Consider the following 25,728-nt stretch of genomic DNA (forward strand, 5'->3'; position numbering starts at 1 on the left):
GCAGCCTTGTGCTGCGAAGAGGCCGGTACAAGCAACAGACAGGCTTTGTCAGTACAGGCCTCTTCGCAGCACAAGGCTGCTCCTACAGAACCTCGCTTAACCAATGAGTCACGTGTTGTATGAGAGCGGGTTCACCCGCGAAGAGAGGCCCTCGAGGTCAATCACGGCTGCCGCTAGAGTCCAACAAAGCCCAAACGCTCGTCAGACACCCGGTACCGTCTTCCGTCCAACCAGTTGCTGTCTCTCCACCCCATCCAGCAACGCCTCCACCACCGCCTTGGCCGAATCCAGCCCATGGTCGTTGCTCCACAACAGATCACGACAGGTCCCCTTGGCCAGCTCCAGTGCCTTGAGATTGGTCGCAAACGCGCCTTTGAGCAGCGTGGATAGATGCACCAGCGCATCTTCGTAGTCCACCCCAGAACGCACGGCAAACAACGGCGGATGGCTGCATTCGCACGTGGAGAAACTGGAGGACGCCGTGGTGGCGCGTACGGGAGAATCGGGTAAGCCTTTTGTCATTGTGTCGCTCCTTGATTCACTGGAGCCGCCACAAATCGCTACCAAACGAGATGGTGACGGCTGTACGCAGGTTGGTAGACCGGGAATCTAGCAAACCGGCGCGCACGGAGGCGCCCTACGCACAGCCGCCATAAAACGAAACAGCCGGGCACAAAAAAGCGCCAACTGTATCGCATAGCGGGCGCTTGTGCGCCTTGATGAACATCCGGCCTCACTGCCTGTTCGTGTTCCTACGGTCGTGCCTTTGCTATGCGTTTCTTTCAGCTTGGCCTCGCGGCGTCCACCTTGCGTTTCACTACAGTGATGGTCACTCAGTCTGATCATCATTCACAGATGACTGGTTTTGGCCCATGCCGGGCACACTGGGAGGGGGCAAGCCCGCGACGAAGCCCTCAAGCCCAATCACCCATCAGACTATTTCTGTAAGGCATGGATGAAACGGGCTTTCAATACTTACTGCTAGAGCGTACCGGCCTTTTTCTCTGCTACTGCGGGCATTGAAAGTTCTAGAAGCGACGAATGTTCTGAACATCCTGGGAGAATTGGAAGCCCTGGAAATTTTGAAAGCGCTGGAAGTTCAGGAAATTCTGGTAATTCTGGTAATTCTGGTAACTCTGGAAGTTCTGGAAATTCTGGAAATTCTGGAAATTCTGGAAATTCTGGAAATTCTGGAAGTCCTGGAAGTCCTGGAAGCTCTGGAAGCCCTGATATCCCTGAGCCACCTGAGAATGAGATTCCGGATACTTAATAAACGAATTTCTACGAACAAGGGCACCGCCATATGTTTTCCGCACTATTACTTTATCAAATGCTGACGCACTAATCCGGTAGCTTTCCTTGACGCGTCTATCACTGCCATTCCAGAGATTAAAGACCTCCGAGCCAGCCTCAAGCTCTTTGAAGTTTTTTACATACACACCAAACACATGTGGGGTTGATCCACGTTCACGCTTACTTGTTCTCCTAGCATAATGCCATGCCAGCTTTTTGTCCTGCGTAAAATAAAACCCCTCGCCATGACGAACCAAAGGACGTGACTTGAGCTGAACACTACTCTGCAACGAAAGTTGATGTTTTAGTGTGCTGCCATGGTAACCTACAAAATCATAACCTCGGGGCACAGGGGCATGCCCGCTCGGGTCTCTTGAATTTATAGGATCCCCTTGACAATAAGCATATGAATGCAATCCGCCGCCCCCGAACGGACTTACACTGTCCGGAGAACAAAATCGCATCAGAACAGGGTTGAATAATCGATAACCGTTCCCCAGCAGATAGCTACAGGTATTTGGGTCTAGTCGCTCGCCGTTGAAACCGAGCAGACTTGATGATCGGGAAACGTCACCATAAAGGTGAATAAGAAAAAGCACCAGACCGCAGCATGCCACGCGAAGTGCCAGATAATGTTCCCGAGGTAAGTACCATGTTAATTTTCCACCTTCAGCTTAATCAAGATATTCATGACTACAGGTAGAAATTTCTACTGGCAAAAATGCTAGGTCGCAAAACCTAGGCCGCAGTCGCGGCGGACTGACAACCAAGATCCACATGCTCTGCGACGCTAACGGGACACCCCTGCGTTTTCTCCTCTCTGGCGGACAAGCCAGTGACATCTAAGCCCAGCTACTGGACGAGGTCAGCATTCCATCAGGCCAGCAGTGGCTGGGCATATGAGGTCAGGTGCCCGGCGAAAAGGCTGGGGCATGGCTTGGGTTTTGGGTGGGGGCTGACATCGTGCCGCGCGGCCGGCGCTCAATGTCACTGGCGCCAAGCCCGTAAGACACCGGAGATCGTCTTCCGCCCAACCAGCCGCTACCTCTCCCCCATCCAGCAACGCCTCCATCACCGCCTTGGCCGAATCCAGCCCATGGTTCATTGCTCAATAAAGATCACTACAGGTCCCCCCTGGCCAGCTCCAGCAAAAACGGTGGATGGCTGGATTCGCACCTGGAGAAACTGGAGCACGCCGTGGTGGCGCGTACGGGACAGTCAACTCCCGAAGCAGAGTAACTGACATTTTTGCTAGGTGACAAACACTCAGAACTGAATAAAGCTCAAGGCACCGAAGTTTTTTATGTGCAGTACCGGGCATGCCACATATTTATCTCAGGGTCCTACGCTCTGTGTGAAAGTCTTGAGACTCAGGCCAGGCAAAGCTACAGCAGACGAGGAAGCGGAGTTTACAGATCGTAAACGAGCATGCCGAGGCGGTTTTCAATGCAGCATTACCGAGCATCAAAGCTTTTCACACCGGGCCTAACGCCCGCTCACCCATGGTGATAATCAAGGATAGTTCAATGGGCCGTTTCTCAGACACATTAAAAACAGGCTACAACAAAGAAGTCATCGAGAAAGCCAAACTAAAAAATGGCGATAACATAACAATTCGAGCCCTATATACAAACGACAGTACTTTTTGGAGCCTGGAGAGCGACGGGGTTACAGCCGCTCAGGACAGCAGCCGAAAATACCCCAAACGTTTTGTTTTTGATGAATCCGCATTAGGTCCAGCGCATACGGAGCTTCTGAAGGACATCCATGGCATTGCGCCCGAAGTCATCACGCTCTATAGCTGCAACCCTGAAATTTACGAACCGTATGAAGCCGTTTACGAGGAGCTCCTATCTAGCATAATTGAAGCGGGAGCCTCGATAAAAACCATTGGAGAACTTGCGCGAATCTCCGCCAGCCACACACCCGTACTGATTGAACTTAAACACCCTATCGAAAATTTCGCGGAAGACCATGACAGCATCGACACCCCCTGGGGATATTATGCGCATGACGAACATACCGACCCTATTCTTCGAAAACTGAAAAACTATAGCTTACTGGGTTATCTTGATAATAACCCGCCTTTCCTGTCAAACGCACAGCACATCTCCGTATCAACAGACAAAATGCTCCGGGACGTCAAAACAGAGCTAGCGGAGAAATATCCCATCCTGAGTTATTTCTGTGCACCTGACGACGAAATCTACATCGCTACTCAACACATCCGCAAAATTTATTCGCTGGCAGCCGTATCGGATTTCAATGCGGTAACGGAAGCACGTACAGCAAGAAAAAACCTGATTAATGCCTTGCTTGAAGCAGGGGCAAAACCTGTCAAGCCTGTCTACGAACACGATGACTTGACCACTGAAACCGGACCACTATTGGTATTATTGGAAAGCGATCCGGCAAAAACCGACAGCCACTACGGCTATTTCGGCCTTGTCACCGCACATGACGTTTATTCAGGCAGCATTACTTTCGGTTGCAGCATCCCCTTTAAAAAAACCTTTGACGCGCTGAGCCAGCAGCACGAGTCTATCGCAAAATTCGCAGCATACGATAGTGTCGATATCGATGAGTCCGAAATCGCAGCCGTCTACACGCTGGCCGACATCGAGCTCACTGCCGAACCCGTGCCTTCAGACGCGCAGACAATTGAAGCATTATATCCGGCTGCACAATGGACTGTTTCCGCCAGCGCATTAAATAACGACATGTTGCCCAATATGACGGGGTTTGAGCCTACCACGATCGGTGGCGGTGCTCACACGTGGTGTAGCCCAGTTTTTTTGCTAGCCGATCGCGATTTGAAACCCGGCGAATGCGTAAAAGCCTGGGTCATCAGTGAACACGATGGACGTATTCTCAAGACTGTGTCCTCTCAGGCAACGACGGACGACAACATCTTGGAAAGCTGGCCAAAGGTGTTTCTTTCAACCCTCAATGCGACGCCGGCAGTGGCAGATGGTAACCAGTGGATGTGCGCGGGTTATCTAGCAGATTCCGGCGGGATGGCAATAGCCGATACAGTTTTGCGTACCACCGACTTCTTAAGACTGGAATCATCAGAAAAACATAGGCTAAACCGCCTATGGTACTACGCGGATAACTGCCGGCTGTTCACCAATGCCCCCTTCACCGCCAATCAGGTTATCGCCTGCAACCTCCCTGATTATCCGCCCGCCGAGGGCGATACTGTCTCTGTACAAGTGCGCGACCGAACGACCCTACGCCTGTATGAAACCCATCTCTACTCAATTGCCACGGACAATGCCGCTTCAAGTACGTGGACCAACGGGTTTTGTGACTTCATTAACAAGCAGCACCTCAATGCCAATAGCCAATACGGGATGCTGCGAGCAGGTGCGTTAGCGGAAGATGGAGTAACCCTAACTGCAGCGCCCAGCGAAAACTCACTTTGGATTCCTCAGCAGTCCAACCTTTCGGTTGAACTCGACGCACTGTCATTCAGAAAGCATCGGGCAGTGAGTGCCTTTACGCCAGTGGCTGGTCAGGAAATAAAGTTTCACATGCTCGACCAATACAGCAGCACGCAGTTGCCTGGATCGCCGCTCAGCTTCACTGTCCCGCAAGGTGAGTCTGATGCCCAAGCGTGCCTCCTTTCACTGGCCGAGACGCTGCAGACGTCTGCACTGGGAGATTGCCTACGGCTCGGGGATGCTTATTCTCACAAAGGCAAACCGGACTCAGCAGACGGTTGGTGGCTGTGGCTATTGCCACTACCTGCAAGATTCATTGTAGAGGGCCTTCCCAGCCTAGGTGGCACTTATGAGCCAGCGCTTGAAACGCTGGCGGGTCAAAAACTCACGCTTCAGCAGCTGTACCAGGATTATAAGCAAGGTTTGACCTTGGCACTGACCGATCGCTGGAACGAGCAGGCTGTTTCAACCTGGATGTTCACAGCGGATTCAGAGCAAACCCAGTCGCTCGCTCAATGGGTTAAGGGATTGGCCTTGCAGCTTGGGTCTCAATTCGTGCGGTGGGGCACACTGGATGCCCTACATCCGCAGCCGGTCATTGATGCAATGGATCTGTCTAATCATACGCTGTGGCTGCCTAAGGCGTTGGAGAGTGTCCTGATTGTCGATCAAATTGAAAAAGAACTCACCCCAGCCGCGCGCTGCCTTCCTGATCTTTACCCTGAATTTACTTTCGTGCGCGATTATTTCCAGTGGGAAGAAGCAGAAGAATACGCCTGGTTGAAAGAGGAAGAACGGGCGTATGTGACCAGCTACCACACTCATTTTTCGAGCATGATCGCTTTTGGTGATGAGCCTCTAACCGAGCGAGATCGAAAAGAAGTAAATCGACGAGAAGCTCGCGAACGGTTTACTCGCGAACTGATGAAGCGCCCCGACTTCGACTTCTATATACCTTCGGCCAATGTTCCTGCACTGGTAGCATCCAAGCTCTCAAGAGGCAACCAACCCTACCCACAAAAAGATGTATGGCAATTACGTACAAACTCGCAACCTCCGCATTATTCCTGGCGCGAATCTCGCGGAACATCGTATTGGACCGAGTGCGTTTCAAGTAACGACTATCAGATGACTATCGCCTTTGCGAGGCCAAACCCTGATTACTTCCCTATTGCCGCCGCGCTGAAGCTTCTTTCACTCGCAAGCAACAATCGGCTGCACACTCGGCATCTCACTCAAGCGCGCGAGCATACTCCCGATCTCGCCAACATATTGCACGCTTTCAAGGACGCGTCCTTGTTGACGGCAGAAGCTGATCTAGTGCTTGAGTGCCTCGACGCGCTGGCAAAAAAACAAATAACACCCCCTGCCAGGAATGAGAACTTTTCGGAATTTCCTGAGTATTTCATTATTGACCGAGCAGATTTTTCCTTAAAAGATCTGAGCTTATCAGACCTGTCAGGTAATATCCGCGATGCAGACACGAATGACGCTACGGCCACACCTGAGGGAAATGAGTGCAGTCGAGAGCTAATTGCAGGCTTGTTGGCGACACCTGGAATCGCTGAAACCTGCAAGTTACTGGATGAAGCAGCTCTCGTCTCACGGTTGGGGCGCATCGATGAGGTCAATGCCGAGTACCTTCACCTGCAACTCACTGCAAGCGCTGTTGAAAAAGGGATTCGATTCATTTCCTACACTTCAGATTTCGCACCTGACTTACTCGTCGATGCCAATGCACCAAACGGTGGTTTTCGACTCTACATTCCGCGCTCCGCCGACATCAGACCGAACGAAGTTATTTGCAGCGCAAGCAGCGTCAGCCGAACAGGCATCGTACCAACACGTAGAAGCCTAACTCCCGAAGGGCGACGAGTAGGCCAAGCTCCGTTCATGATTCAGAAACCCTACGCTGGGCGAGACTTCAAGCCCAAGGACACGCTCTGCGCAGACTACGCCAATACCGTAGGTTCAGAGGTTTACGATGTCAGCGGCGCCAGTGAGAACGGTGTCGATGCCAAGACCGGGCTGTTCCATGCACATTATTCCGTAGCTGTAATCCGCGGGTTATCGGGCAATGGACCGGAGATAGAACTCAACCTTCACTACTGCGCCACACGCGCCAACGAAAGTGCTCTGGGAGATGGCTGGGCATTCCGCTTCAGCGCCTGGGATAACCGTTTACACAAGCTGACGCTGTACACCGGCCAAACCATCACGCTCACCGCCGATCATATTGATAAGGCAAAAGGCAACAAGCGCTTGGCCATCAACGGAGTCACATTGACAGGCGCCACAGGCAGCTTTGCTTCCCTGACAGCGTTGACAGTGATCTACCCCTCCGGCCGCCAAGAGACCTTGACCAAGCCCGCTCTCCACGACGGTCAGGAAGCCAGTAAGGACTATAAAGACGCGCTCCTTCTGAAGGTTCGCAAGATCAAGGAAAACCTGCAGAAATGGCTCCGCGAGTCTGGGCTATCGACCGAGCAGAGCAGTAACTTCCAAAGCAAACTCGACGAAATAGGCAAACTTGAAAGCGAGATGGATCGCAAGGCCTTCATCCTGACACCCAGCCAGATTTCGGCACCACAAGGCAGCACACTGACGCTGTCATGGGAAGGAAGAAAAGGCCATGTACACCTGCACTCCATCGCTGAAGGCTCCATCCAGTTGCTAACGGCAGTGCATGAACCACCCACAGCAACTGGCACTTACACCAGCCAATTCACCGTCTGGCCGGACACCGATGAGGCCTATACCGTTAGCCTCACTATCGAGGACTGTCTGCTCATTCAACTGAAACGCCAAGGCCTGCGCGATGCCTCCCCAGTACAATCAGTCGTGTTCGGCTACGAGGGAGAAGCGGTTCTGGACCGCGTGCTGTGCTCCGTAGCCGAGGAGGATGGCTCACTCGAGTACGTGAGCTACGCGCCAATGTGGAAAGACTGGGACGTCAGCAACAGCATCATTCCGCTTTCCCGTGTGGTGCGCCATACCTTGTTGCCCGGCGCAGGGCAACGCCCAATCACATATATCTGGGAATGGGACGGTAATACCAGCGTACTTGCAATGAAGGAAGGCGATACCTTCAGCGCCACCCGCAGCCTGGAGACCGGTACCCATCATCATGGTCCGTCTACCCGACGGACCTGGACGCTCACCAACGGCTTCTTGGTCGAAACTCAGACCGTTGAAACAACGCCGGGACTTGCTCGCGAGACGACGACCCATACCTATCCAGACGCGATCACCAGCACCGATCCGGCTGTCATCTATCGGTTGGCCACTCAACCAGTAAGCACAACGGTGACATTTGAAGACCTGCGCGCTCAGGTCCTGAACGACCGCAATGCGAAAAGCGTCACACCGGAGAGCCAATCATGAGTACTCATCTCGATCACGCTGCCAAAAGTGCCAAAACGCGGGCATCGAAAGAAACCACACATTTCACCTACGATGCGAATACGGCACTGCTTACGAAAGCCGTCACCGATGATGGGCAGACCACGCACCTTTGCTATTACGCAGCCCAAGCCAGTGCGGATAAGCCTGATCGAAGCGATCAGGTTCCAAAGCTTAACCAATTGTTGAAAGGCTTCAGGCTTCAGCAAGGTGAAACATCCGCCTTGGCTCAACCACTGGCGTGCCCCGAGATTCCTGATGCCCTATCCCCTCCGCTTCTTGCACAGTGCAACTATGTGACGTTCCCCGATGGAAGCCGCTCGGACATCAGTGTTTCCTTGTTTGGCTACGGTCGTGCCAACAGAGACAGCCAAGGTATGCTGATTCCCGACATTATTCTGAACCTGGAGGGCGTTGAGGTAGACACTTCCAGCACACCGTGGACCCTCACAAAAGCGTCAGGCCGGGAAGGGTTGCTAGTTAGTCTGCAACAAATAGAAAACTCCCATGGGTCTGTACAGAGCAAGACCGAGACAACCTCAACACGGTGGTACAAAAACAGTGAAACACGCCACACTCAAACATTAAAAGAAACCACAACCGTCGATTCCCTCAACGGCACGCTGTGGACGAAGGGTGAGTCGCCCTTGAAATTGGGCGCGCTGGAGTTGACGGCGATTGTTACTCAGCAGATACGCTCGGGGCGTAGCGGCCGTATCCTCCGTGAGTCAAGGCAGGATGAGCTGGGCCGGCCAACTACAATGGTCTATCGCTCGCACGATTCACTTGATCGATTGCTAACCAGTACCGTCTATGCTTGGGACACTAATTGTTTCCAGTCAGGCCTTGCTAATGGCCTCGGACTGGCAGGCGTTCATCACCAGTGGAGTCAAGAGGCTGGGGGGAACTGGGTCACAACTACTGGGCCAGACGGTCGCAAAGGGCGCACTTTGCTCGATGGCCTTCAGCGCCCGGTACGCCGCGAATTGCAACGTCTGGTCAACGTCTGCGATAAAGACAACGACTTCGTATGCCTTGAAGAAATTTTGTATGGTTCCTCTGGAGAGGTTCTGGAACGCTGCACTTACGACTATCATGCAGGTGGACTGTGCATTCAAAACAAAGGGGTGAGCTTGTCTGGCGCACTGCGGGATTGGTTCTGGGAAATTAACGAACAGCACACGCAAACCGAAACAGACGGAACAACAAACCAAATAACCAGATCCGTTACAGGCACGCCACTGCTTGGAACACTACGCAGCCAGGAAGTAACACAACATAACCATCACAACGGATGCGTCACCATCAGAGAGTCGCACCTCACATGGGACAATGTGCAACAGCAGATGCAGACCGCCGGCGTAGTCACTGAAAAAATAATTAATGCACGTGGGCAATGCGAACAAATCAATGAAACCATTGGCGACTTAACCCGGGAATGGAAAAGCACCTTTGACGAACTGGGGCGGCGTACGAAGATAACGTCTCCTGACGGCACGTCGACAACCTGGACCTTCGAAGGCTTCAACACTAAACCGACTAGAATTTACATCAAATCTCCATCCGGCCAGCAAGTTCAACTTGGACAGCAAGCCTTCGATGAAACAAACAGTACAACGTGTTCCCTTACAGTGGGCACCAATGACTCATTACGCACGTTCACATTTGAAGACAATGGGTACCAGCGCCCAGACGGTATTCGAGTGTGGAACGAGAGCAGTGCAGATGGCAACGCGGTTTTCTGGTTCCATAGCGACCTGCAGCGCCCCAACAGCAAAAGAATGATTGCGTCGTTTACCTACAACGCATTCACTAAAGCCATACACATAGAGCGGCCTGCTCATAGAGCCAACCTGCAAACTCGCATCAGCACAGAGGTGTTATCCCCGCAACTGCTTGGAAACCTGACCAGGCGCCGGACGACACATGGCGTTTCCCATGAGCAATGCAGCCTTCACTCACTGCGTGGCAATGTTGAGCAAGTGCAACTCGCGAATGGTTCAGCCAAGCGAGTCTGGTCCGATGGCAGGAATCGGCGCAGCCGCGTACGCCGCGGTCACTTTGAATATCGCTATCTCTATACTGCACAGGGTTCGGTCAAGCGTATGGCCGTGGATGACTTGCGACAAGGACAACAGCTAACTGTCGATTACGATTACGATAATTTTGGCAGGGAAGTTCAACGTATTTACAGTTTGAACGGCACGACCAAGAGCAGGTATAAACTTAGCTGGTCAGAAACCGGACAACTGTCGAAAAAAGAATGGTTCCGCAATGGAAACACCGAACCCTCTCGCACAGAAAATTTTTCCTACGACAAACTACGCAACGAACTTACTCACTGGACGGTGGAGGCAGCCGAAGGTTTCCAGATTGAAGATATCAATCGCAAACACATTCGAGAACAAGCTTACACCTATGACTTTATTGGCAACCTGCTTACCTGCACCACGACATTTATCGATGGCGCGGGCGAACAGCGGGCGTATGCTTATGACGACCCGTCACATCCCACCCAACGCACCCGTGTGACCGTCGCGCTTTTAAGTGAAGATGGAAGTACCCAACCACCCACTTCCATCTCCTTTCAGACCGATAAAAATGGTAGTGCACTCAACGACGTTAACGACAGCCAGTTCACGTATACCCAGACAGGACAACTACTGTCTGTTGCACAGACGCTGAACGATCAACCTGATACGACCTATGAGTACGATGAAAGTGGCCGACTAGCAGGGCAATGGGATGCCGCCAATCAGCAATGGCGTGTGCTGCATTACACCGAAGATCAATTGGGTGGCGAGGTCTGGTTGAACAGCCAGAATCAACCTTTAAGCTATCGTACATTTGATGAAGAGGCTGGCTTGATCGTACAGCTTCACAAAATGGGCGAAGAAACGGGTGACAGTCAGACCTTGTATGTTTTTCCGGATCCACAAAACAGCAGCGCCGAGGAGTACTCGTTCAATGCCTCGGGACTCTGGTCAAGTCAGTCAGTCGGCTTTACCCCTTGGGGTGAGGCGCCTCTGGAGCGCCTCAACAAGTTGAACAGTGGCCTTGGCTACAATGGCCAACGCGTCGACCCGGTGACAGGCTGTTATCACTTCGGCTCGAGGTTCTACAATCCCCGTCACCAGGCGTTTTGCCAAAGCGACAGTCTCAGCCCCTTTGAAAACGGTGGGCTGAATAATCTGGCCTACTGCGCAGGTCGTGACCCCGTAAATTGGCATGACCCGAGCGGGCATATCATGATTAGCCGGAGGGAGGCATCGGCCAATCTTTTTTCATTGGATCAAATGATCAGCGAAACCAAGCCACCCCATCATGAAGCTGCTGCATGGTGGGAATGGGCGTTACTCGCTTACGGCATGCTATTAACGGTTGGCTTGTCCGTTATCACGGGTGGTGCTGCTGGAGCAGTACTGCTTGCTGCTGGCCTTGTAAGTTTCGGCCTGGGCGCAGCAGAGCTGGCGTTGCGGCAAACTAACCCGGATCTTTCAAAAAAACTGGGGTGGGGTTCTCTGGCAGCCAATTTTCTTGATGCAGGCGCCAAAGGTATTGGCAAAGCTGGGCTGTGGCTGGTCAGAGTCGTACGCAGAGCAAGCCGTGGAGTGGTTCAACTGCGAAACGCGATAAAAATGGGGGGCCTAAAAGCACTCTTCAAATCCTCACAGTCCTATCATGCCCTCTGCACCAAGCTTCCGACCACGCCGACTGCGCTCACGAACATGCTTGACAATGGCGTAACACAATCTGGAATGACCATTGAGCGATTGGGCGGAAATATCCTCGATAACACCAGTATCCTGTTCCCCAGCAACCCAGGTGGAAATGGTGGCCTATGGATCGGGATCGACGATTTTAATGTAAAGGCATCTCTTGGGGAAAACCTGTCTCGAATGGCTGCAAGCACTAAGCGCCTGAACAAGACACTCTTGGATGTAGACAACGTAATAGCAACTATTGCTAAAGCCACAGCATCGCACGCTTTGACAACCGCACAAAGCTCTATTGCGGAGCTGAAGTCTATAAGCTCCGCTATCTCTAGCCATCACACCAAAACTGCAAAACTTATCGCAGATCTGATTGATGCCGAGACTGCAGTCCAAGCAGCGGCACTCCCCATTGCCAAGGTGGAGAAACTTCGGGCCGACTGGACGCTTATTACAAAACGCGTCAATGCGATGCCTAATCAAAGCAGTGCCAATACCGCTGTCATTGTAGATTTTTTAAAAAAGCACAACTATCGTCCAGCCTGTTACAAGCAACTCACAGCTCTAAATCCTTTTAAAAACACGAAGAAAGCAAACAAAATAGCACTCGCCGAAACCGCTAAGCTAATCGAGGCGGATCGCGCCAGTGCGCGAACCGCATTGGATACCGCCAGTCAAGCGCAAAAGCAGATACAAGACACCGTTACAGACGTTATCAATCACACTAACTCTCTGCAAATGAAGCTGTCTCGCAGCAGACGTGCTGTCACTGCGGCAGTAGAGAACGCCATCAACCACATTACTGATACCGATTTACGAACGGTCGCGAAAGAACAATCTTATTTGCTGGGCCCCAGTTTACTACAGTGTGACTTCACATCCACCGCCCCTCTTACCCGGCTTATCGTCATGGCTCATGGTTCACCTGCCAAAGCAACCGTACACGGTGGCGTCACAGCGCGAGTACAAATTGCTGATCGCGCCCCAAGAGTTACTGGCGGCCGGACATTAAAACGGTATTCTTACTGGGATGGACAAAAACTATATAACGAACTGAAAGCGCTCAAAGGTCCAACTGGAAAATTCCTGATAAACTTTGACGACATTGACATCGTCCAGCTAAAAATATGCCACTCCGCAGATGGCAATACACATTCTCTCGCTCGGGATTTCTCAGACGCAAGCAAAAAAGTAACGCAAGCATATGTCGGCGAGCTTACAGTCAACTACAACATCGATTCCATCGACTTCATTGCCAACCATATAGTGACAAAGTCAAATGCCGCCCTAGCACCAGGAAACCCCGGTTGGATAACCTATCCGGATGCAGTGAAACAAGCCACTCAATACATTCATGACAGTATGTATTTGAGATCACTAAAATTGAAAAGCAACCCTACTTTACATGATGTAACCTACAATAAACGTTATTTCTTTCCAACCAATACAAATCTCCCACAAAATCACACCGATCTTAAACTTTACGTCCGAGGCTGATAAAACCACAGTGGGAAATTAACAATAGATTGTGTAATCTGCACCGGCTTCTTCTCAGCGGTTCGACGCCACGATAAACCCGCTACTACCGGGATATCAACACACCGGTAGGAGCGGGTCTCACCCGCGAAGAGGCCCTCAAGCTCAATCAGGCTGCTGATTCTGGCTCAAATACTTGTCCACCGTAGCCTGCCCTTCCCCCGCATCCCCCGCCACCTGCCACAGCCGCCGTTCGATCCCCTGCGCCAGCAAGTGCCCCACCGCCGCCTCGATCGCCGACAGCACGCACAGCTGCGCCGGTTCGTTGGTGGTGTACCCCACCTCGGCCTCGAGCAGCTTCTTGAACTCGATGAACTTGAACACCCCGGCGCTGCGGCCGACCGAATAGATGGTCTTGCTGGTCATCACATTGGCCAGCACCTGCCCGGTGCGCACGTCCACCGCGCGCAGGTTCACGGTCACCTGGTCGACGCGGTACTCGCGGGAGATGTCTATGCCCAGGTAACGGGCACCCTCGCCGCCGCTGCGCACGTTGGTGTCGTAGGCGATGATGCCGCCCTCCAGCATCAGGTTGGCGGCCTGCAGCGGTGGCAGCTCGCCCATGATGTTTTCCGGTACATCAGGCTTTTTCTGCGAAGCACGGATGATCTTGCGCTCGGTCAGCAGGTTCTGCAGGCCTTCACGCTCCAGCACCACGAACCAGCCACTGGCACTCAGGGCGTCCATCAGCATGCTTGCCGCCCCCTGGGTGACACTGGTGGAGAACGAGCTGGCCGGGGTCGGCTTGTACTGCCCGGTCTGGTCACGGAAGCCGTACACCACTGCCATCAACCGGCCCTTGGGCCGGGGCATGTTGATCAGGTCGTAGTAGGTCGAAGCACGGGGGGTCAGGGTCGGGGTTTCCGAGTCCTGTTCGGCGGGCATCGGTTCGCGCAGGCCGCAACCGTGCAGGCCTAGTGCGGTGAGGATCAGCAGCGTGCTCAGCAGACGTTTCATGTTGTTCTCTCCCCGACAAACAGCCCTTCCCTCTCAGGGGTTGAGGCCGCTGACCTCAATGATCGAAATTTCTCCTGTGGCACGATCGGTGACCTTGATACTCAAGGCCCCGGAATCGTCGATGACGTCGATGAGAAACGCATCGGTCGCCATGCTGCCGGTGTTGCCGTTACTGATGTTGTCCAGCAACTGCGACAACATCCGCGACTCCAGCTGGTTGCTGAAGCGCTCCAGGGCCGTGGTGCCGGTAAAGGCCGAGGAACGGTCCTTGAGGTCGGGGTCGTCGTGGTCGTTCTGCGCCTGGGCGTTGTTCAGCAACCAGGTGCCATTGAGCGGGTTGCCGCCAAAGGCCGGGTTGACCGGGGTGTACACCAGCTCGGTGGCCTGGGCGGCACATGCGCTGGCAAACAGGCAGGCGGCGATGCAACGGGGTATGTGGTACTTCATAGCTCGTCCCTCTCCAGATCGGTGGTGTCCTGCAGCAGGCGTTGCAACTTGCGTTGGATGATTTGCTGCTTGACCAGGTCGGCTGCTGCAACGGCCTCGTCCTTGAGCTCGGTGGTGTTCGGCGGCAGGAAGCGGCGGTACACCACCTCACGCTCGAATTCCACGGTGACCAGGCTGCCCCAACGGGCATCCGGGCGTTCGCGCACCACCAGGTTGAAATCAAGCCGGCTGGTGGCGCGCAGGCGGTCGGCGAAGTAGTAGTAAAAGTCGTGGCCGATGTGCGAGATGGTGTTGTCGACGATGAAGCCTTGCATCTCGTCCTCGTCCCCGGCCCTGGCCGAGGTGGCCAGCACTGCCACCAGCAGCAGGCCCAGGCACAGCGCGGCCAGGCGGCTCATGGCTTGTCTCCCGGGCCGGCATGGGTCTGCACGCCACCGGCACTTTCGGTAAAGGCCTGCTCGGCGACGAACTGCCAGTCGCTGTAATGTTCCAGCCCATCGAAACCGCTCCATTCGGCGCTGAAGCCACTGCGCTTGAACGGGGTGGCGTCCGAGCGGCTGTGCACGCCGGTGATGCGGCCATCGATCGAGCGCAGCAGGCCCCAATCGTCACTGTTGGTGATGGGGTCGGGGTACAGCCGGCGAATATGCCGCCTGGCCTGCGGGAAGCGGTTGTCCTGCAGCAGGTCGGCCAGTTCCTGCGGATACTGGGCCAGCCCCGGCGAGGCGCGGTAGTAGCTGCGCAGGGCCTGGGCATACTGGCTGCCCACCCACAACAGCTGGCGTTCACGGTCACGCTGGGCGGCACTGGCCCAGAGCGTGCCGGTGGCGGCCAGGGCCACGCTGCTGACCGCAATCAGCAGCAACACGCCCAGGTAGGTAAAGCCGGCGTCGGCCTTACCATTCCGCGAACAGGCTGCCATCGCGCGCCCTCCCTGTGGCACCGCTCTTGATATCGGCCACGCCGCCGGCCACGCCTTCGGGCGGTGGCACCAGCTGCCAGGCATCGCTGCGCTCGGTGATCGGGTCTATCGGGGTGTTGCGCAGGTAACGCTGTTCCACCAACTGCTCCAGCGAGTCCGGGTAGTGGCCGGTGTCGCCGTAGTAGTGGTCCAGCGCCTCGCGCAGCACCGCCAGGCTCTGGCGCAGGGTGGCTTCGCGGGAGCTTTCCAGGCTGTTGAAGTAGCGCGGCATGGCGATGGTCATCAACGTGGCGATGATCGCCAGCACCACCAGCAGTTCGATCAGGGTGAAGCCTTTGCTGCGTTTCATGGCTGTCACCATTGCCCGTAGGGGATGTTGTTCAGGCCTTTGCCGCGGGCCTTGGAATACACGTCGAACACGTCTTCGCCTTCGCGCGGGTTGTCGGGGCTGCTGTCGTAGGCGCGCAGCCCCCACCCGCCTTCGTCCTCACCCTTGGCCGCCAGCAGCGGGTCGTGCGGGATGCGCCGCAGGAAGTAGAACTTGGCGCCCTTGGCACTGCGCACATCGCGCACGCCGTCGACCAGCACTTGCAGGTTCGGCGGGTAGCCACTGGCGTCCAGGCGCTTCTCGATGTAGCCGGCATCGAACGCGCGCTTGTAGGCGTCGATGGCGTCGCGAATCTGGTACAGCGCCTCGCGCAGCTGCTGTTCCTTGCCGCGGCGCACCACGGTTTCGGTCAGCGGCGCGGCCATGCTGGCAAGCAGCCCGAGCAGTGCCAGGGTCAGCACCACCTCGATCAGGCTGAAGCCCTGCATGCGGCGCTGCGCGATCATGGCCGCGGGCTCCCTTTGGCCGGGGCGATCGCCATCTGGCTTTCCACCACCGGGGCATCGGTGGCCGGGGCATTGCCAGGCACATCCGCCGGCGGCAACGGCGCCATCTGCCGCACCTGCATGGCCGACTCGGTGCCGGTGGCGAACTCCATGTCCGACGGGCTCTGGTACGGCAGGTTGCGCACGATGCGCGGGGTGATCGCCAGCACCAGCTCCGACTTGCTCATGTCGTCCTTGTTGCTGCCGAACAGCCGGCCCAGGCCAGGGATGTCGCCAAGGCCCGGGATCTTGTTGCCGCTGGCGTTGTGGTCGTTGCGCACCAGGCCGGCCAGCACCTGGGTTTCGCCATCGTGCAGGCGCAGGGTGGTCTGGGCGTTACGGGTGTCTACCTGGACCGGGATGGTGCCTTGGCGCGTGGCTTCCAGCGGGGTGGCGTTGCTCACCTCCAGGGCTACCTTGATCGCCACTTCGTTGTTCAGGTGCACGGTGGGCTGCACCTCGAGCTTCAGGCCCACGTCCAGGTAGGTGACGCTTTCGGTGATCACCGGGCCCTGGGTGGACGGCACCGAGGTGGCGCTGATGATCGGTACCCGCTGGCCGATGTGGATGCGCGCCTGTTCACGGTTGCTGACGCGGATCACCGGGCTGGCCAGGGTGTTGATGTCCTTGTCCTGGGCGTTGATCTTGGCCTGCGGCGCCGGCGCGATGCTGATGCGGCTGGAGTCGATGCCCTTGAGCTGGTCGAGCACGCTCACCGGCTGGCCGTCGGAGCTCAGCACGCCGAAGGTGTTGGGCCATTGCAGGCCGAGGTCGAGGATGCGCGAAGTGGCCACTTCCATCACTTCCACTTCCAGCACCACCTCGGGGTTGGACTGGTCCTGCGACTGCAGCAGCTTCTCGGCCATGCGCACGGCATCGGGGGTGTCGCGCATGGTCAGGGTGTTGAGGCGTTCGTCGACGAACACGTCGCGGGTCTTGAGCATGGTCTTGACCATGTTCAGCGCAGTGTTGGAGTCGATGCTGGTCAGGTAGAAGGTGCGCATGACCAGTTCCTGGTAGTCCTTGGTCTTCTGCGGCGAGTCGGGGTAGATCATCAGGGTGTTTTCGTTGACGATCTTCTGCCGCAGCTGGTTCTGTTCCAGCAGCAGCGCCACGGCGTCCTCGATGCGCAACTCGCGCACGAAGATGGTGGCCTTCATGTCCGGGCGCATGTCCTTGTCGAAGATGAAGTTGATGCCGGCGACCTGGGACAGCACCTCGAAGATGGTCTTCAGGTTGGCATCGCGAAACTCCAGGGTCACCGGCCGCTCCAGCTTGCTGCGCAGCTGCGGGAACGGTTGCGCGGTGCGCGCCTGCACGTTCTCGATGTCGCTGCGCAGGGCAATGCCCTTCTGGTTCTGCGGGTCCAGGCGCAGCACTTCGCGCATGTAGCGCTCGGCACCGAACAGGTCGCCCTGGCGCAGCGCCGCCTGGCCCAGCGCCACGCGCTCGTCGAGGGTGCGGATCAGCTCCAGCTGGCGGATGCCTTCCTGGGCGCGGCGGTTGTTCGGCTCCAGGGTCAGCACCCGGCCATAGCCCATGCGGGCGCTGGCGAAGTCGTGGCGGATGCGGTCGGCGTCGGCCTGGGTCAGCAGCGCTTCGACCGCGGCCTGGCGGCTGTGGGCCAGGGCGATGTTCAGCTCGGTGTCACGCGGGTCCTCGCGCAGGGCTTCTTCCAGGCGGGCGATACCGGCTTCGTACTGGCCCTCCTTCATCAGCTGGTCGCTGTCCTTGCGTACCGCGCTGGAGCCGCAGCCGGCAATGGCCACGCACAGCGCCACTAGCAGGAACGGAGCCGGTTTGCACAGCTTTGACGACTTCATGGTGCGCTCCCTACAGACAAAGTCTGCGACTGATGCAAAGGCAGGTAGACCAGGTGCAGCTCGCTGGCCGATACCCGTTCGAGGCGGTAGGTGTCTTCGATCACGTCGCCCTGGCGCACGACGTAGAGTTTTTCGCCGCTCTGCAGGAAGATCTGCAGGTCGTCGCGGTCGCCAATGCGGCCAATGAACTGGAATGGCAGGGCCGGGGCAGTCGGGGCTGCGGCTACGGCGGGTGCGGTGACCACGGGTTGTTCGGTGACGGTGGCCAGGGCCTGGGGTTTGGTCCATTGCTGGGTCGGGAAGAGATCTCTTGAGGCTTGTTCCGGCCCTTTCGCGGGTAAACCCGCTCCCACAGGGACCGTGGATACCGCCGATTTTGTGGTAGTGGGTTTGCCCGCGAAGGGGGCAACACTGTCTTCCTCGCCGAACCAATGACCCGGGGCCCAGGCCAGCGCCGCGCTCACGCCGAGGAAGCCAACCCAGATGACAGCACGTTGTGTGTTCATCACGACCTCGACAGGTAAAGGGTCATGCGCAGGCGGGCGTTGAGCTCGCTGTCGCCAATGCGTTTGCGTTGCAGCTCCAGGTCTTCCAGCACCAGGGTCGGCAACTGCTTGAGCAGGCCCCTGAGGAAGCCGCGAATCTGCGGATAGCTGCCGCGCACCGGCAGCACGATCTGGTAACGCGCCAGTTGCGTCCTGGGGTCGATGCCCAGGGCATATTCGCCACGCGCCAGGCTGATATGCTCGGCGCTGGCCAAGTGGTACAGGCGCTCGATCAGCTCGCTGGCCCGGGGCTGCCCCGGCAGTTGCTGGCGCAGGCTGTCGAGGGCCTGCTGCTCGGGCTTGATGGCGATCTTCAGTTCGCCACGCCTGACCCGCTCGACCTGCACGCTGGCGTCCGCTTCAGCGGCGCGCAGCTCGCGCAGGTTCTGCCATTGCGGCACCACCCCACCGCACAGCACGCCAAAGGCCAGCAGGCCCACCGCAACCGCAGCCAGGCCGACCGGGCCGACGCGACGCAGGCGTTCCTGGAGGATCAGGCTGTTCAGCGATTCACGGGCGCGCATGGCCGGTCTCCCAGGTAGCGGTGAGGGTGAAGCGCACCGGGTGCTCGGGCTGCGCGGCCAGCACCTCGTGGTTGAGCAGCGACACATCGCTGAGCTCGGCACTGGCTTCCAGGCGCTGGTGGTACTGCAGCATCGCTTCCAGGTTGCGCGCCTCGGCGGTGATGCGCAGCTGGCCTTTGCGCGCGTCGGGGGCCAGGCTGAGCAGCGCCACGTCGTCCTGGGGTTGCGCTTCAAGCATGGCGAACAGCTGCTGCCAGGGCCGTTGCAGCTGCTGCGACACGCTTTGCATCTGCGCCAGGCGCTCGGCCTGTTCGCGGTTGGCGGCGCTGCCCAGCGGTGCGACAGTGGCCGGGCGACGGCCCAGTTGCTGCTCCAGGCTGTGCACGCTGGCCTCCACTTCGACCTGCTCGGCCTGCAAGCTTTGTTGCAGCAGCACCAGGCCGGCGACCATGGCACTCGCCACGGCCAGCAGCGACCAGGCCAACGGGCTGTTGCGCCGGGGCTGGAATTCCAGGTCGAGGCGGCGCATGTCAGGCCACCGCCCGCCACATGGCGCACAGCGGGTCGGCGTCGCTGGCCGGCTGGCACAGATGCACCGCCGCCAGTTGCGGCACTTCGCCCCGGCCCGGGGCATGCAGGTAGACCCGTGGCAGGTGCTCGCCGTACAGCTCGCAGGTGCGCTCGATCAATGCTTGCAGGGCCTGGTCGCTGTCGGCGCAGCCTTGCGCCAGCACTTGCTGCCAGGCCCCGCCAGCAGCCAGCAGCAGCACGCTGCGGCGCGGTTCGGCCAGGACGAACAGGAAGTCGCCCTGCCCCAGCTGCGCCGAGCAGCGGTTGTAGGCGGCCATCAGGTACGGCTGCACCGAGCGCAGGCTCAGGTGGCTTTCCCGGCCCAGCGCCTGCAGCCGCTGCAGCAGGGCTTCGGGCAGCGCCGTGGCGATGCGCGCGGCGCCGGCCGGCTCGGGCGACAGCACGATGCGCCAGTCGTCCAGCGGCTGCCCGTAGAGGTTTTCGAAACAGGCCCGGGCGTAGGCGTCCAGTTCGCGCGGGTGGCTGATGGCATCACTCCAGGGCACCAGGCAGAAGCGGCTGTAGCGGGCCGACAGCAGCACCCGCAACTGGGCACCGCGCACGGCATGCTCGGCCAGCAGCGTGGCCAGGGCATCGACGGCGGCCTCCCAGGCCGGTTGGGTGGCATCGCAGGTGAAGTCGCGGCTGCCCAGCCATTGGTGGTGATTGGCGTGCCAGCTACCCAGGCCTGCACCTTCGGCGCCGAGTACGGCACTGTATCTGTAAGCGCCACGATCAGATGAATGTGACACGGTTGATCTCCTCGAGAGTGGTACGGCCATCCCGGACCAGGTCCAGGGCCGAGGCCCGCAGCAGGCGCAGGCCGCGCTGGCAGGCGAGGTTCTTGATTTGCGACAGGGGGCGGCGCTCGACGATCATCTGCCGCAGGTCGTCGTCCAGGTGCAGCAGTTCGGCGATGGCGCTGCGGCCGCGGTAGCCACTGCCGCGACACTGGCCGCAGCCCTGGGCGCGGACGAACTTCCAGCCGGCCACGCCCTCGCGGGTCAGGCCCGCACCGTACAGGGTGTCGTCGTCGACTTCGCACGGCGTGGCGCAGTGCGGGCAGGCCAGGCGGATCAGGCGCTGGGCCAGCACCGCATTGAGCGCAGAGACGAAGCTGTAGGGGTCGACCTGCATCTGGCTGAAGCGGCCGATCACATCGAACACGTTGTTGGCGTGGATGGTGGTGAACACCAGGTGGCCGGTGAGCGCCGACTGCACGGCGATTTGCGCGGTGTCCGGGTCGCGGATTTCACCGACCAGGATCTTGTCCGGGTCGTGGCGCAGGATCGAGCGCAGGCCGCGGGCGAACGTCAGGCCCTTCTTCTCGTTGACCGGGATCTGCAGCACGCCGGGCAGCTGGTATTCGACCGGGTCCTCGATGGTGATGATCTTGTCCACGCCGTGGTTGATCTCGCTGATCATGGCGTACAGGGTGGTGGTCTTGCCGCTGCCGGTGGGGCCGGTGACCAGGATCATGCCGTAGGGTTCGGCGGCCAGCCGGCGCAGGGCGCGCAGGGTTTCCTCGGCAAAGCCCAGGGCCTGCAGCTGCACGCCGCTGACCCGGTCGGACAGGTCCTGCTTGTCGAGCACCCGCAGCACGGCGTCTTCACCGAAGATGCTGGGCATGATCGATACCCGGAAGTCGATTTGCCGGTCGCCCACGGCAACCTTGAAACGGCCGTCCTGGGGCACGCGTTTTTCGCCGATGTCCAGCTCGGCCATCACCTTGATGCGCGAGATCACCTGGTCGGCGAAGGCGCTGCCGCTGGCCTTGCCGGCGCCGTTGAGCACACCGTCGATGCGGTACTTGATGGTCAGGCCCTGGCCGGTCATGCCCAGGTGGATGTCGCTGGCGTGCAGCTTGAGGGCGTCGTACAGGGTGGAGTTGACCAGCTTGACCACGCGGCTCTGGTCTTCGCTGATGCTAGCCAGCGACAGGCGCTGCAGCGGGTCGCTTTCGCTGCTGGTTTCGGCGTCGTGGTCAAGGGCGTCCACGGCATGGAAGCTTTCTTCGTGGCGGGCCAGGAAGGTGGCCAGGTCGGCGGCGTGGGCCAGGTACAGCGGTGCGCCTTGCAGCACATCGTCGATCCAGGCCAGGCGGGCGTGGTCGAAGGGGTCGGCGAACACGCCCAGCAGTTGGCCGCCCTGCTCGATCAGCACGAATTCACGCTTCAGGCACATCGCCAGGCTGACCTTGTCGAAGCGTGGGGTGCTGGCCAGCAGGGTGTGGCTGCCCAGCACCGGGTAATGCAGGGTCAGGCCCAGGCGCTGGGTGAAAGTGTCGGGGGTGTCGCCGGCCAGCTGTTCCAGGCGGGTGAGCAGGCGTTCGTCGCTGGTTTGCAGGCGGGCCTGGGCCAAGAGGTCGCGGGGGTAGGCTGAGAATGGTGTTGGATTCTTCGCGGGCATGCCCGCTCCCACAGGTACAGCGCAATCCTGAAGGCAACGCGAATCCTGTGGGAGCTGGCTTGCCGGCGATAAGGCCGTAACGGTTGCATCGAATGCTTCTGGCATGGCCTGCGACTCCGCTCAGGGGCGCGTCGCAGGCTGGCTCGGCCAGGGGTGCGGGCGCCGCTATTCCCCTGTGAGCAGTTGATCGTCGTCGGGCCCTGGGGGCTTGGCGCCGTTGCGGCGGCGGTCGGCCAATACCCAGCTTCCATCGTACAACTGCAGGGGGAACGATTCGTTCCTGTTCTGGCGTCGTTCGACGAACCCTTCAGCCGGGTTGTCCGTGGCCCTGCGCCGGCGCTCGATGCCCATCAGGTCGAAGACTGCACGGGCCAGTTCCACCAACGGGAACGGCTTGAACAGGACATGGCTCACACCCAGTTCGGCGGCCCGCTCACGCACTTCGACGGTGGGGTGGGCGGTAATCAGCACGAAGTGGCACTGCCTGTTCCTGCGTACGGTCTCCAGAACCTGAAAACCCTCCATGTCGGGCAAGCGGTAATCCAGCACGATCACTTGCGGTGCCAGGCTTGCAGCCTGCTCGATACCACTGGCACCGTCGTGGGCAACATGAACTTCCAGGCCTTGCGCCTGCAGGTACGCTTGCAGGTTCTGCGCAAGAGTCTGTTCGTCATCGACTACCAATACTCTGTTCACCAAGGTCGACTCCCAAGAACTGCCCGGTAACCCGGTCTGCGAAGTGCGCCCCTGTACAGGCTTGAGCAGGCTTCGTGCCAGGCGTGAATAGTCATGCTGAATAACCGTAACTCATTGATTTTGCAGGAGCACCGATCACTCCCCGCAACGCGGCGGGCAGGCGCACCGGCCCCGTTCCCCACATGCGGGGAAACTGATGGCACACTGCCACTTCGTTATTCCCCAGCATTGGGGAAACGCCATCAGGGGCCTCAGTCGGCAATCTCCACGGTAGCGGACGCACGCAAACGTTGGCGCACGGACTGGCGCGCCTGCGCCTCCCGCTGCCCGATGAGCGTGGCCCGGGCCAGAACCAGGCCCTGTTCGCGTATGACCGAAGGCTCGTCACTTTGTTGCTGCACTCCTTGCAGGTTTTGCGAATTGGCATCATAAAATGCCTCCACTTCGGCCTCGCTGGGCGCGGCGACCGCGCTGAGCTGGGCATACACCTGCTGCGCGGCCAGCTCGCGCCGGGTGTACTCATTGTACTGTGCCCTATCGAAACCCGCTTCCGCCAGCCGCCGCTCAAAAATTGCCGGGCTGCCAAGCGCGGCCTCGATCTCGCCCACATGCGCCGACACCTGCTCGTCGCTGATGGCTATGCCGAGGCGCTGGGCCTCCTGCCACAACAGCTCCTTGTCGATCAGTTCATCCAGGGCCTGATCGCGCAGGCGCTGGTACAGGTTCGGGTTGCGGATGCTGGCCACCGCGCGGCCCTGGGCGTCCAGATATTCGCTGAAATAGCGCTCCAGGCGCATCGTCTCGATCTCCACACCGTTGACCCGCGCCGCCGGCATATCGGCCCAGCTTGCCTTGGCCAGCACCTGCAACAGGCACAACAACAGAACACGCATGACAACCTCCGCTCAAGGGCTGTCCGGCAGTGGCCGGTACGGGGTGACCGCGGTAAAGCGCGGCCCGGGCAGGGCCACCGCCACCACATGGGCACCGGCCATGCCCTGGCGGCGACCGGGGCCGAAGCCCAGGGCCGGGGTCAGGCCGGTGGACACATCATGCAGGCCTTCCAGCGCGGCAATCAGCTGCTCGCGGCTGGTGTCACGGCCAGTCTGCTTCAACGCTTCGCTCAACAGGCGCAGGGCGCACAGGGTGTTGACCTGCAGCGACGCCTGGCGGGGGTCGAGGCCCTGGCGCTGCTGCAGGCCGGCCAGGGTCGCCAGGCCCTGTTCGGTCCAGTCCTCGGGCACGTAGGGATAAGCCAGGAACACCCGTTGCGACCAGAACTCGGGCAAGCGCGCCACGGCGCCGGTCACTTGGCTGGAGGCGCCAAACAGGTATGGCTGGCGGCCGGCTGACTGCAGCGCCGAAGCCAGTTCGGCAAAGGCCTGGGCACGGCCGAGGAAGACAATGCCCTGCCCGTCCACGGCCTGGCCGGCAAAGGCCTGGGCCGCAGGTGTTGCCCAGCCCTGCTGCTGCAGGCGTTCGCGCACCTGCTCGGCCAACGCCGCGTGTTCATTGCCGGCATACACCACACGCAGGTCGCCCGCTGCCAGGCCCAGCGCCGCGCGGGCGTGGCCGGCCAGGCTAAGCAATTGCGCGGGCAAGCCGGGCAACGGGTCGAAAATCTGTGGGCTGCCGCCGCTGCGTGGGGTGCTGCCGATCAGCGGTACATTGTGTGGCGCCAGCAAGGTTGCCAGGCGCTGGTCGAGCATGGGTACCAATGGCGCGATCAGGGCGAACACCCGCTCCTGCTCCAGCAACTGCTGCAGCGCCTGTTCGGCGCTGGCCGGGTCGGCGCCCGGGTCGAGCACCACCAGTTCCAGGCGTCGCCCGTGGATGCCACCCTGCTGGTTGAGTTGCGTCAGGCCGTCTTCCAGCACCGCACGCACCACCTGCCCGGCCTCGGCCAGCGGGCCGGATGCCGGCAGCAAGGTGCCCAGGCGCAGCACGCCCTCCTCCACGCCGGGGTCGCGCTCCTGGGCCAGGCGCTTGAGGTAGGCCGTGAGGTTGCGCTGGTCGGCCAGGGTCAGCTCGAAGCGTGGCATGGCCGGGTCCAGGCGATTGCCGGCCGGGTCGACGCCATGCTGGATGGCCCGGGCCAGGCTGCTGTCGGTGTAGGCCGGATAGCGGCGGCCGTTGACCTCGCGTTCGCCCTGGCCTTGCGCCAGGCGCTGCCAGTCGAGGCTGGGCGGGCGTACTCCCCCTTCGGCGCGGCCGCGGCCATCGTTGCCGTGGCAGCTGGCACAGGGCAGCACGCTGGCGGGGACCGTCATGTTGCTGGCACCGACCCGGGCTTGCAACTGTGCGTCGCTGCTGGAGACGCCCTGGCGGTAGAGGTGTTTGCCGGCTTGTTCATGTTCGGTCAGGTCCAGGTCCAGGGCGAGTGCACCGCTGCATATGGCAATACCTAATGCGAATGCCAGATAGCGCAGCACTGCCTCAATACAGACGCGAATCCCTGTAGGAGCGGCCTTGTGTCGCGATCGGGCGCGCAGCGGCCGCAGGACCGGCGCATGTGTTTCATCAGGTACTCCGGGTATGCCGGTTTTACGGCCGCTGCGCGCCCGATCGCGAC

General features: G+C 58.9%; 18 protein-coding genes and 2 pseudogenes. 3 read left to right on the forward strand and 17 right to left on the reverse strand.

Annotation, left to right across the window (positions count from 1 at the left end):
• Positions 1 to 201: 201 nt before the first annotated feature.
• Positions 202 to 438, reverse strand: a complete 237-nt coding sequence (locus ACGLHT_RS07695) for a hypothetical protein (RefSeq protein WP_137164813.1) — start codon at positions 436 to 438, stop codon at positions 202 to 204.
• A gap of 590 nt (positions 439 to 1,028) precedes the next feature.
• Positions 1,029 to 1,841 (reverse strand): annotated as a pseudogene (locus ACGLHT_RS07700) (RHS repeat-associated core domain-containing protein); the annotation flags it as partial.
• 190 nt (positions 1,842 to 2,031) lie between these two features.
• On the opposite strand from ACGLHT_RS07700, the pseudogene ACGLHT_RS07705 reads away from it, so the two are divergent.
• The 3 genes and pseudogenes from ACGLHT_RS07705 to ACGLHT_RS07715 form a co-directional block, all read left to right on the forward strand.
• Positions 2,032 to 2,136: pseudogene (locus ACGLHT_RS07705) on the forward strand (IS5/IS1182 family transposase); the annotation flags it as partial.
• A gap of 683 nt (positions 2,137 to 2,819) precedes the next feature.
• Entirely contained in the window at positions 2,820 to 8,123 is a 5,304-nt protein-coding gene (locus tag ACGLHT_RS07710; RefSeq protein WP_137164139.1) for a hypothetical protein, read from the forward strand.
• Positions 8,120 to 13,351, forward strand: a complete 5,232-nt coding sequence (locus tag ACGLHT_RS07715) for an RHS repeat domain-containing protein (RefSeq protein WP_137164140.1) — start codon at positions 8,120 to 8,122, stop codon at positions 13,349 to 13,351. The genes ACGLHT_RS07710 and ACGLHT_RS07715 overlap by 4 nt, the downstream gene beginning before the upstream one ends.
• A 144-nt stretch (positions 13,352 to 13,495) precedes the next feature.
• Here ACGLHT_RS07715 and ACGLHT_RS07720 read toward each other — a convergent pair whose 3' ends face one another.
• From ACGLHT_RS07720 to ACGLHT_RS07790, 15 genes are all read right to left on the reverse strand, one after another.
• Positions 13,496 to 14,347 (reverse strand): CsgG/HfaB family protein, encoded by an 852-nt coding sequence (locus ACGLHT_RS07720; RefSeq protein ID WP_274079791.1) that lies wholly within the window; start codon positions 14,345 to 14,347, stop codon positions 13,496 to 13,498.
• A gap of 33 nt (positions 14,348 to 14,380) precedes the next feature.
• Positions 14,381 to 14,794 carry a curli assembly protein CsgF gene (locus ACGLHT_RS07725; RefSeq protein ID WP_135003050.1) on the reverse strand — a complete coding sequence of 138 codons (414 nt, stop codon included), beginning with the start codon at positions 14,792 to 14,794 and terminating at the stop codon, positions 14,381 to 14,383.
• Complete coding sequence (gene csgE / locus ACGLHT_RS07730) at positions 14,791 to 15,192, reverse strand: curli production assembly/transport protein CsgE (RefSeq protein WP_013972855.1); 402 nt, start codon at positions 15,190 to 15,192, stop codon at positions 14,791 to 14,793. The genes ACGLHT_RS07725 and csgE overlap by 4 nt, the downstream gene beginning before the upstream one ends.
• Entirely contained in the window at positions 15,189 to 15,716 is a 528-nt protein-coding gene (locus tag ACGLHT_RS07735) for a type II secretion system protein (RefSeq protein WP_274119915.1), read from the reverse strand. The genes csgE and ACGLHT_RS07735 overlap by 4 nt, the downstream gene beginning before the upstream one ends.
• Positions 15,691 to 16,065, reverse strand: a complete 375-nt coding sequence (locus ACGLHT_RS07740) for a type II secretion system protein (RefSeq protein WP_024087221.1) — start codon at positions 16,063 to 16,065, stop codon at positions 15,691 to 15,693. The genes ACGLHT_RS07735 and ACGLHT_RS07740 overlap by 26 nt, the downstream gene beginning before the upstream one ends.
• A 5-nt stretch (positions 16,066 to 16,070) precedes the next feature.
• Positions 16,071 to 16,550, reverse strand: a complete 480-nt coding sequence (locus ACGLHT_RS07745) for a type II secretion system protein (RefSeq protein WP_274119916.1) — start codon at positions 16,548 to 16,550, stop codon at positions 16,071 to 16,073.
• The gene (locus ACGLHT_RS07750; protein ID WP_025339365.1) at positions 16,547 to 18,412 is read right to left on the reverse strand and encodes a secretin N-terminal domain-containing protein; all 1,866 of its coding nucleotides are present in this window, start codon (positions 18,410 to 18,412) and stop codon (positions 16,547 to 16,549) included. Before ACGLHT_RS07750 ends, ACGLHT_RS07745 begins: the two co-directional genes overlap by 4 nt.
• A complete protein-coding gene (locus tag ACGLHT_RS07755; RefSeq protein WP_085615418.1) occupies positions 18,409 to 18,918 on the reverse strand; it encodes a hypothetical protein in 510 nt (169 codons plus the stop codon). Before ACGLHT_RS07755 ends, ACGLHT_RS07750 begins: the two co-directional genes overlap by 4 nt.
• A complete protein-coding gene (locus tag ACGLHT_RS07760) occupies positions 18,918 to 19,481 on the reverse strand; it encodes a GspMb/PilO family protein (protein WP_137164143.1) in 564 nt (187 codons plus the stop codon). Before ACGLHT_RS07760 ends, ACGLHT_RS07755 begins: the two co-directional genes overlap by 1 nt.
• Positions 19,468 to 20,010 (reverse strand): PilN domain-containing protein, encoded by a 543-nt coding sequence (locus tag ACGLHT_RS07765; RefSeq protein WP_274079793.1) that lies wholly within the window; start codon positions 20,008 to 20,010, stop codon positions 19,468 to 19,470. Before ACGLHT_RS07765 ends, ACGLHT_RS07760 begins: the two co-directional genes overlap by 14 nt.
• 1 nt (position 20,011) lies before the next feature.
• Positions 20,012 to 20,803, reverse strand: a complete 792-nt coding sequence (locus tag ACGLHT_RS07770) for a hypothetical protein (protein ID WP_274119917.1) — start codon at positions 20,801 to 20,803, stop codon at positions 20,012 to 20,014.
• Positions 20,787 to 22,460 (reverse strand): GspE/PulE family protein, encoded by a 1,674-nt coding sequence (locus ACGLHT_RS07775; RefSeq protein ID WP_085692464.1) that lies wholly within the window; start codon positions 22,458 to 22,460, stop codon positions 20,787 to 20,789. The genes ACGLHT_RS07770 and ACGLHT_RS07775 overlap by 17 nt, the downstream gene beginning before the upstream one ends.
• 165 nt (positions 22,461 to 22,625) lie before the next feature.
• On the reverse strand, positions 22,626 to 23,159 hold the full coding sequence (locus ACGLHT_RS07780) for a response regulator (RefSeq protein ID WP_031325917.1): 534 nt from the start codon (positions 23,157 to 23,159) through the stop codon (positions 22,626 to 22,628).
• 248 nt (positions 23,160 to 23,407) lie between these two features.
• Entirely contained in the window at positions 23,408 to 24,049 is a 642-nt protein-coding gene (locus tag ACGLHT_RS07785) for a SurA N-terminal domain-containing protein (RefSeq protein ID WP_085588441.1), read from the reverse strand.
• A gap of 12 nt (positions 24,050 to 24,061) precedes the next feature.
• Positions 24,062 to 25,585, reverse strand: a complete 1,524-nt coding sequence (locus ACGLHT_RS07790; protein ID WP_274079799.1) for an ABC transporter substrate-binding protein — start codon at positions 25,583 to 25,585, stop codon at positions 24,062 to 24,064.
• Positions 25,586 to 25,728: the final 143 nt, after the last annotated feature.

This window comes from Pseudomonas sp. PsB, assembly GCF_043658375.1.
Lineage (GTDB): Bacteria > Pseudomonadota > Gammaproteobacteria > Pseudomonadales > Pseudomonadaceae > Aquipseudomonas > Aquipseudomonas putida_Z.

What these genes read in the sequence shown, in the direction of transcription:
- ACGLHT_RS07720 (WP_274079791.1), bottom strand. Translation starts at nt 14,347, where the DNA reads ATGAAACGTCTGCTGAGCACGCTGCTGATCCTCACCGCACTAGGCCTG.
- ACGLHT_RS07755 (WP_085615418.1), bottom strand. Translation starts at nt 18,918, where the DNA reads ATGAACACACAACGTGCTGTCATCTGGGTTGGCTTCCTCGGCGTGAGC.
- ACGLHT_RS07740 (WP_024087221.1), bottom strand. Translation starts at nt 16,065, where the DNA reads ATGAAACGCAGCAAAGGCTTCACCCTGATCGAACTGCTGGTGGTGCTG.
- ACGLHT_RS07735 (WP_274119915.1), bottom strand. Translation starts at nt 15,716, where the DNA reads ATGGCAGCCTGTTCGCGGAATGGTAAGGCCGACGCCGGCTTTACCTAC.
- ACGLHT_RS07765 (WP_274079793.1), bottom strand. Translation starts at nt 20,010, where the DNA reads ATGCGCCGCCTCGACCTGGAATTCCAGCCCCGGCGCAACAGCCCGTTG.
- ACGLHT_RS07710 (WP_137164139.1), top strand. Translation starts at nt 2,820, where the DNA reads ATGGGCCGTTTCTCAGACACATTAAAAACAGGCTACAACAAAGAAGTC.
- ACGLHT_RS07750 (WP_025339365.1), bottom strand. Translation starts at nt 18,412, where the DNA reads ATGAAGTCGTCAAAGCTGTGCAAACCGGCTCCGTTCCTGCTAGTGGCG.
- ACGLHT_RS07725 (WP_135003050.1), bottom strand. Translation starts at nt 14,794, where the DNA reads ATGAAGTACCACATACCCCGTTGCATCGCCGCCTGCCTGTTTGCCAGC.
- ACGLHT_RS07745 (WP_274119916.1), bottom strand. Translation starts at nt 16,550, where the DNA reads ATGATCGCGCAGCGCCGCATGCAGGGCTTCAGCCTGATCGAGGTGGTG.
- ACGLHT_RS07715 (WP_137164140.1), top strand. Translation starts at nt 8,120, where the DNA reads ATGAGTACTCATCTCGATCACGCTGCCAAAAGTGCCAAAACGCGGGCA.
- ACGLHT_RS07775 (WP_085692464.1), bottom strand. Translation starts at nt 22,460, where the DNA reads ATGCCCGCGAAGAATCCAACACCATTCTCAGCCTACCCCCGCGACCTC.
- ACGLHT_RS07785 (WP_085588441.1), bottom strand. Translation starts at nt 24,049, where the DNA reads ATGCGTGTTCTGTTGTTGTGCCTGTTGCAGGTGCTGGCCAAGGCAAGC.
- ACGLHT_RS07760 (WP_137164143.1), bottom strand. Translation starts at nt 19,481, where the DNA reads ATGCGCGCCCGTGAATCGCTGAACAGCCTGATCCTCCAGGAACGCCTG.
- csgE (WP_013972855.1), bottom strand. Translation starts at nt 15,192, where the DNA reads ATGAGCCGCCTGGCCGCGCTGTGCCTGGGCCTGCTGCTGGTGGCAGTG.